General features: G+C 72.8%; 5 protein-coding genes, 1 tRNA gene and 1 other RNA gene. 3 read left to right on the top strand and 4 right to left on the bottom strand.

What is annotated here, in order from left to right:
* Positions 1–323: RNase P RNA component class A (rnpB, locus tag VI078_14605), an RNA gene on the bottom strand; the annotation flags it as partial.
* A gap of 243 nt (positions 324–566) precedes the next feature.
* Here rnpB and VI078_14600 point away from each other — a divergent pair.
* The 3 genes from VI078_14600 to VI078_14590 all read left to right on the top strand — a co-directional run bounded on the left by VI078_14600 (position 567) and on the right by VI078_14590 (position 2,745).
* Positions 567–642: transfer RNA gene (locus VI078_14600), tRNA-Arg, on the top strand.
* Between the two features lie 325 nt (positions 643–967).
* Entirely contained in the window at positions 968–1,588 is a 621-nt protein-coding gene (locus VI078_14595) for a LysE family transporter (GenBank protein ID HEY6000514.1), read from the top strand.
* A gap of 185 nt (positions 1,589–1,773) precedes the next feature.
* Positions 1,774–2,745, top strand: a complete 972-nt coding sequence (locus tag VI078_14590) for a hypothetical protein (protein HEY6000513.1) — start codon at positions 1,774–1,776, stop codon at positions 2,743–2,745.
* A 4-nt stretch (positions 2,746–2,749) separates the two neighbouring features.
* On the opposite strand, the gene VI078_14585 is transcribed toward VI078_14590, so the two are convergent.
* The 3 genes from VI078_14585 to amrB form a co-directional block, all read right to left on the bottom strand.
* On the bottom strand, positions 2,750–3,391 hold the full coding sequence (locus VI078_14585) for a hypothetical protein (GenBank protein ID HEY6000512.1): 642 nt from the start codon (positions 3,389–3,391) through the stop codon (positions 2,750–2,752).
* Positions 3,372–4,679, bottom strand: coding sequence for a tRNA (N(6)-L-threonylcarbamoyladenosine(37)-C(2))-methylthiotransferase MtaB (gene mtaB, locus VI078_14580; GenBank protein HEY6000511.1), 1,308 nt, complete (start codon positions 4,677–4,679; stop codon positions 3,372–3,374). Before mtaB ends, VI078_14585 begins: the two co-directional genes overlap by 20 nt.
* The coding region (gene amrB, locus VI078_14575; protein ID HEY6000510.1) for an AmmeMemoRadiSam system protein B at positions 4,676–6,280 on the bottom strand (1,605 nt) is incomplete at its 5' end. The genes mtaB and amrB, both read right to left, overlap by 4 nt.

Genomic DNA, 6,280 nt, shown 5'->3' with positions numbered 1-6,280 from the left:
CGCTCCGCCCTGCCTCGCGGCAATCCAGGCGGGCAACCCTCTTCCCCCCGAGGGAGGAAGGCGGAGCCTATTTGGTCTTGCTCCGGGTGGGGTTTTCCAGGCTTCCCCGGTCACCCGGGGAACCGGTGAGCTCTTACCTCGCCGTTTCACCCTTGCCTCGGGCACTCCCCCGCACGCGGCGGGGGACCCGGGGCGGTTTGCTTTCTGTGGCACTGTCCTTCCCGTCGCCGGGACTCCGCGTTACGGAGCACCCTGCCCTCCGGAGCTCGGACTTTCCTCCCGCGACGGCTCGCGCCGCCGCCGGCGACCGCCCGGCCGGCTCCAACGCCCGCGGGGACTGTACAGCCGCGCGGCCGCGAACGCAACTTATCCGGCGAGACACGGAACGGGGAGGCCGCTCAGAAGGGTCCAGATGCAAGGCGCCTGACGCTGCGGATGCTGAGGCGGGCTGGTGCCCGCCGCAGGCAGACGCGAGGAGGGCAACGCCGCAGATGGCCCCTTATCGGCGCCCGTCCCGGTTGACGGGCCGGCGGAGTTCGGGCATAGTGCCGTCGTTGGATCGCATTGCGCCCGTAGCTCAGGGGATAGAGCACAGCGCTCCGGACGCTGGGGTCGCAGGTTCGATTCCTGCCGGGCGCGCCAAGGTTTCCGGCGGGCACAATCGGCCTGCGACCGCGTCGCACTCCTCGCGTCTGCCTGCGGCGTACCTCCCTGTACGCCTCGGCATCCTCTCGTCGCGCTCCTTGTCTCGGCTCGATTCTGCGCCGCCGGAGTGCCGCGTTTCCCGTGATTCCGGCTTGCATAATCGGCCTGCGGCTGCGGTGCGTTCGTTGCCCGTGCGAGCGAAGCGAGTGCGGGAGCCACGGCCTGCGGCGTACGTACTTGTACGCCTCGGCATTCCCGCGTCGCGCTCCTTGTCTCGGCTCGATTCTGCTGCGTCGGACCGTTCCAAGTCTTCCCGTGCCGCATGATCGACTCCGGGCTGTTCGTCTTCCTCGCCAGCATCGTCGTGATTTCGCTCTCGGGCGTCATCGTCCCGGGGCCGCTGTTGGCGGTGACCATCGCCAAGGGCCCGGAGGGGCCGCACGCCGGACTGAAGATCGGGCTCGGGCACGGCGTCGTCGAGATGCCGCTGATCGCGCTCATCGCGCTGGGATTCGGGACGGTGTTCGCGTCGCGGCCGTTCACCGTCGCCGTCGGCCTCGTCGGCGGCGCGATGCTCGTCTACCTCGGCGCCGGCATCGTCCGCGCCCGCGGCGCGCTCACGGCGGGCGCCGCCGACCTCCCGTACAGCGCGCTGCCGGCGGGCGCCGTCGCGACGCTGGTGAACCCCTATTTCTTCATCTGGTGGGCGACCATCGGCGCCGCGCTGGTCGTGAAGGCCTCGGCCTGGGGGCTCGTCGGCCTGGTCCTCTTCGGTCTCGTGCACTGGGCCTGCGACCTGGGCTGGTACTGGCTGGTGACCGCGGCGCTGGCGCGCGGCGCGGGCGGGGCCGGGCGGCTGCCCCGCGCGATCTACTTCTGCGCCGGGCTGCTCCTCATCGGCTTCGGCCTGTGGTTCCTGAAGAGCGCCCTGACGCACCGCTGACGCGCCGTCCGCCAGGACGTTGACGGTCGTTCCGGCGGGGCGTACCTTTACCGTACCGATTCTCGTCCTCTTCGGTTCCGAACGCAGCGACATGGCGCCTGATGCGCCCCACGCTTTCAGGCGCCCGGGCCATCGGGTGGCGGGGCCGCCGGCCGCGCCACGGACGCAGACGGGAGGAGCGGACCATGAAGAAGGCATCGACGGCACTGGCATTCCTGCTTGCGGCGACGCTCGCATCGGCGGGTCCCGCCTTCGGCTGGGGATCGGCCACGCACGCCTACATCGGGCACGAGCTGCGCGCCCAGGCCGGGCCGGTGGACCTCGACGAGGTCTACGGCAGCATGGCCCCGGACCTCTTCAACTTCATCTTCGCCTCGCCGGACTACCCGCAACTGGCGCCGCTGGTCCCCTACCTCTACGCGCTCACCCACTACGACCAGGCCGGGCTGAACGACTCGCTGCGTCGCGGCTGGGAGAAGGCCTCGCTCTACGGCTTCCTCGGGCACAGCGAGGCGCGGGGGTCGGACCGGACCGCGCACGTCGCCTCGCTCACCCTCGATCCGGCGGAAGGCTACGTCATCGCCAAGGCGCAGGCCCTGAACCAGCTGCTGATGCAGGACCCGCGGTATGCCGCGCTCGTCGCGCTGGGCCTCACGCCGCAGGCGTCGCTCGACATCTGTCACAACCTCGTCGAGTCCGCGGGCGACCTGATCGTCGCGCAGGCCTCGCCGAACGTGGGAGGACTGATGGCGGCCTCGGCGGCTCGTCCCGCGCAGCCGCTCGAGGGACTGCTGCTGCGCGCCTGGACGCCCGGCCTCGTCGCCGCGGGGCTGACGCAGGAGCAGGCGGCCGGGCTCATCGTCGGCTGGGACACCTGGTTCCGCGGGCGCATGATCGCCTACGGCGGGGTGATGCAGCTGCCGCCGGCTGACGCGTTCGCGGGGGTGGTCCAGGACTTCGCGACGCTGGCGCAGGCCTACCTGCTGTCGCTGGGCGTGACGTTGCCGCCGGGGTCGGACCTGGCGCCGCTGATCGCCGATGGCCTCGCGGCGGCGGTGGCGCTCTGCCAGGGCGACTACCTCGATGAGGTCGAGAAGACCGTCGGATACACGGCCTTCCAGCTCAAGCGCTCCAAGGCGCTCCAGCCGCTTCGCTGAGCCGCTACTTCCCCGGGAACAACTCGAAGGGGAAGCGCAGGTCGAAGGCCGTCGGCCCGAGCCAGAGGTCGTCGAGCCGCAGCTCGAGCAGCTTCTTCGGGCCGCCATCCGGCGCGCGGAAGACCAGGTAGCGCTCGAGGGTGCCGCCGGCCGGCACGGTGGCGGTGAGATCGAAGCTCAGCCGCCGGAACGTGCGCGCGAGCGCCTCCGCCGCGACGATGTCCTCCCCGGCGAAGGCGACGAGGTCGCCGTTCTCCACCGGGATGATGGGGGTTTCGCCCTCCTGCACCAGCGTCGCGCGCAGCGGGTTGAAGACCAGCGTCCGCGCCGAGCGGTTCTCGAGCCGCACCCGGATGAAGAGGAAGCGTCCGGTGGCCTCCTCGCTCGCGCCGAAGGGGTTCGGTTCGCCCGAGCGGGCGAGTTCCTGCGCCACGAGGCGGTAGTCCCACGGGCGCGCCGAGATCGTCACGCCGGACCCCGCGTAGACGATCGCCCCCTGCACGAGGCTGTAGCCCTTCGCCACCGGCGGAACCGGGTGCAGCAGCAGCGGCCCCTTCGGCGTGGCTGCGGGCGTTGCGCACGCACCGGCCAGCGCGACGGCAAGCGCCAGCCCGAGGAACCGGCGGTCATCCAAGCAGTTCGCCATGGAGCGTCCCCCCGTCGAGGCGCAGGATTCTGAGGTCGCGGAACGTGCCGATGTCCGCCGCACCGGCGCGGACCTCGACCTTGAGGTAGTTGCCGGTGAGGCCGTGCGCCCGCCCGGCGCGCCCCTCCACGAGGGCCCGCACGGTGCGGCCGACGTGGCGCCGCCGGAAGTCCTCGGCCTTGTCGCGGCCGATCGCCCGCAGGAGGGCGGCGCGGCGCTCGCGCTCGGGGGGCGGCACCTGGTCCGGCATCGCCGCCGCCGGCGTGCCGGGCCGCGGCGAGTACGGGAAGACGTGCAGGTAGGTCAGCGGCAGCGCGCGGATGAGCGCCGCCGTTTCCTCGAAGTCCTCCGCCCGCTCGCCCGGGAAGCCGGCGATGACGTCGGCGCCGATGCCCGGGTCGGGCAGCGTCGCCGCCAGGCGCTCCGCCAGCGCCGCGAACTCGCCGGGACCGTAGGGCCGGCGCATCGCCCTGAGCACGGCGGCGGCGCCGCTCTGGAGCGGGATGTGCAGGTGCGGGCAGATGGCGGGGGAGGAGGCCAGCAGCTCCAGCAACTCCGGCGTGAACTCCGTCGGCTCGATCGACGAGAGACGCAGCCGTCCGAGGCCCGGCAGCGCCACGATGCGGGCGAGCACCGCGGCGAGCGTGCGCTGCGGGCGCAGGTCGCGCCCCCACGTTCCCAGGTGCACGCCCGTGAGGACCACCTCGGGATAGCCGGCGCCGATGAGCGCCTCGACCTGCGCGATGACGTCCGTCTCGGGGAGGCTGCGGTTGCCGCCGCGGGCCTGCGGCACGATGCAGTAGGCGCAGCGCGCGTCGCAGCCGTCCTGGATCTTCACGAACGCCCGCGTGTGCCCGGAGAAGGCGCGGATCGGCACGAAGGGCGCGGGGGCCCCCGGCGCGGGCCCCGCGGCGGGTCCGGCGATGGCGATGCGGGCCCCGCGCGGCCGGCCCTCCTCGCCCAGGTGTTCGAAGACCGCCGCCTTCCCGCGGTTGCCGAGCACGAGGTCGACCTCCGCCATGGAGCCGACCGCGTCGGGCTGCGCCTGCGCGTAGCAGCCGGCCGCGACGACCGTCCCCGCCGGGCTCGCCCGCCGCGCCTTGCGCAGCGCCGCGCGGCAGCGGTGGTCGGAGCGGCCGGTCACGGTGCAGGTGTTCACGACGGTGACGTCGGCCGGCTCGCCGAAGGGGACGACCTCCCAGCCGGCTTCCGCGAACTGGCGCTCCAGGTCGTTCGTCTCGTACTGGTTGAGCTTGCAGCCGATGGTGTGGAACGCGACGGTCTTCACTCCTCCCCGAAGACCTCCGCCTCGAAGCTCAGGACCTTCGCGCCCTCCTTCCAGGCTTCCTTCGGCAGGCCGGCCTTGCGGCAGGTCTGCTCGAGGAAGGTGGTGCGGTCCCAGCCGTACTCGGTGGCGACCTGCGGCAGGAGCACCCCCGAGTTGAAGCCCCTGGTGATGTAGAGGCCGTGTCGGCCGACCTCGATGTCCCTGACGTCGGCCACCGGCCGCATCGGCGTGAGCGCCGAGATCTCCAGGTGGATCCGCGGCAGTTCCGCCGCCGCCAGCGGCGGGAAGCGCGGGTCCTGTTGCGCCGCGGACACCGCCATCTGCGAGACGGCGCGATACAGCGGCGTGTCTTCTCGGAACGTGCCGATGCACCCGCGCAGCTGGCCGCCGATGGTGATGGTCACGAACGCGCCCTGGGGGTTCTGCAGGGCCGGGTTGTCGGTCTTCGGCTCCGGCGGCCGCCCGTCGCGCACGGCGCCCTCGATCGCGCGCCGCGCGATGCCGAGCAGCTCCGCGCGCGCCTTCGCGTCGAGGTGCCCGCCGCCGGGGGCTTTCACGTCGTGCGAGCCGCCGGCCTTCTTCGCGCCGTCGCCCGCCTTGCCCGCGCCGGCGGCGGCCTCCGCGTAGAAGGCGAGCGCCGCGTAGCCGACGACCTGGTTCTTCGGCCCGGCGGTGTCCCCGGAGTTCGCCTGCTTCAGCAGCACGCCGCGGCGGGCCCCCATCTTCCGCGCGTACTCCATGGTGATGAGCACCGGCAGGATGCCGCAGGCCTCGCAGCGCCCGGCGCGGATGTCCTTCTCCAGCGCCAGGGAGTCGAGCGCCGCGATCGACCGCAGCGCGACGGCGTCGAGCTGGTTCGCCTCGGCGTAGCCGTGGTAGTGCGAGAGGTCCGAGCTGGCGACCACGAGCAGGCGCTTGTGCTTCGCGTACTCGGCCAGCACGTTGACCAGCGTCAGCTCGGCCTCGGGGTCGCGTTGCCCGGCCACCACCATCACGATCTTGAACCCGGAGAGCGCACGCTGCAGGAAGGGGACCTGCACCTCGAGCGAGTGCTCGTCGCGGTGCGCGCTCGGCCGGTAGCCGATGCTTGGGTGGGCGCCGAGGAGCTTGCCGATCAGCTCGCGGTCGCACGGGATCTGCCCGAGGGGCGTGTCGAAGCGCGTCGTGTCGTAGACCGACAGGCCGGTGAAGGGGTCGCGGTGGCTCGGCCCGATGACGACGACGGTGTCGAAGCTCTTCCCCTGCACGGCGCGGTAGGCGTACGCCGCGATCGCCCCCGAGTAGACGTAGCCGGCGTGCGGCGAGACCAGCGCCAGCGGCGTCTCCTTCGTCGCGGGCGCCGCCGCGGCCGCGAGCATCGCGTCGACGCGCCGCGCCAGCTCGGCGGGGTCCCCCTTGTACTCGGCGAACTGCAGGCTGATCGAGTTCATCGCGCTCGCTCCTTCCGTCGCCTTGCCGGGTGCGCCCGCGGCGCGGGACCCGCCGGCCGCGGTGAGTGCCATGGCTGCCGCCAGCGCCGCCGCGAGGAGCGCGGGGCGCGCCCGGCGGCTCAGACCTTCCTCCAGTGGCGTGCCTCGCGCCAGCCGCGCGGCAGCGGCAGA

It is taken from the genome of bacterium (assembly GCA_036524115.1).
Classification (GTDB): Bacteria; JAUVQV01; JAUVQV01; order JAUVQV01; family DATDCY01; genus DATDCY01.
Note: the sequence above shows the minus strand (reverse complement) of the source record. Positions and strands in the feature narration are given on the sequence as shown.

Coding starts and splice junctions, on each gene's coding strand:
- VI078_14590 (HEY6000513.1), top strand. CDS start 1,774: ATGAAGAAGGCATCGACGGCACTGGCATTCCTGCTTGCGGCGACGCTC.
- VI078_14585 (HEY6000512.1), bottom strand. CDS start 3,391: ATGGCGAACTGCTTGGATGACCGCCGGTTCCTCGGGCTGGCGCTTGCC.
- VI078_14595 (HEY6000514.1), top strand. CDS start 968: ATGATCGACTCCGGGCTGTTCGTCTTCCTCGCCAGCATCGTCGTGATT.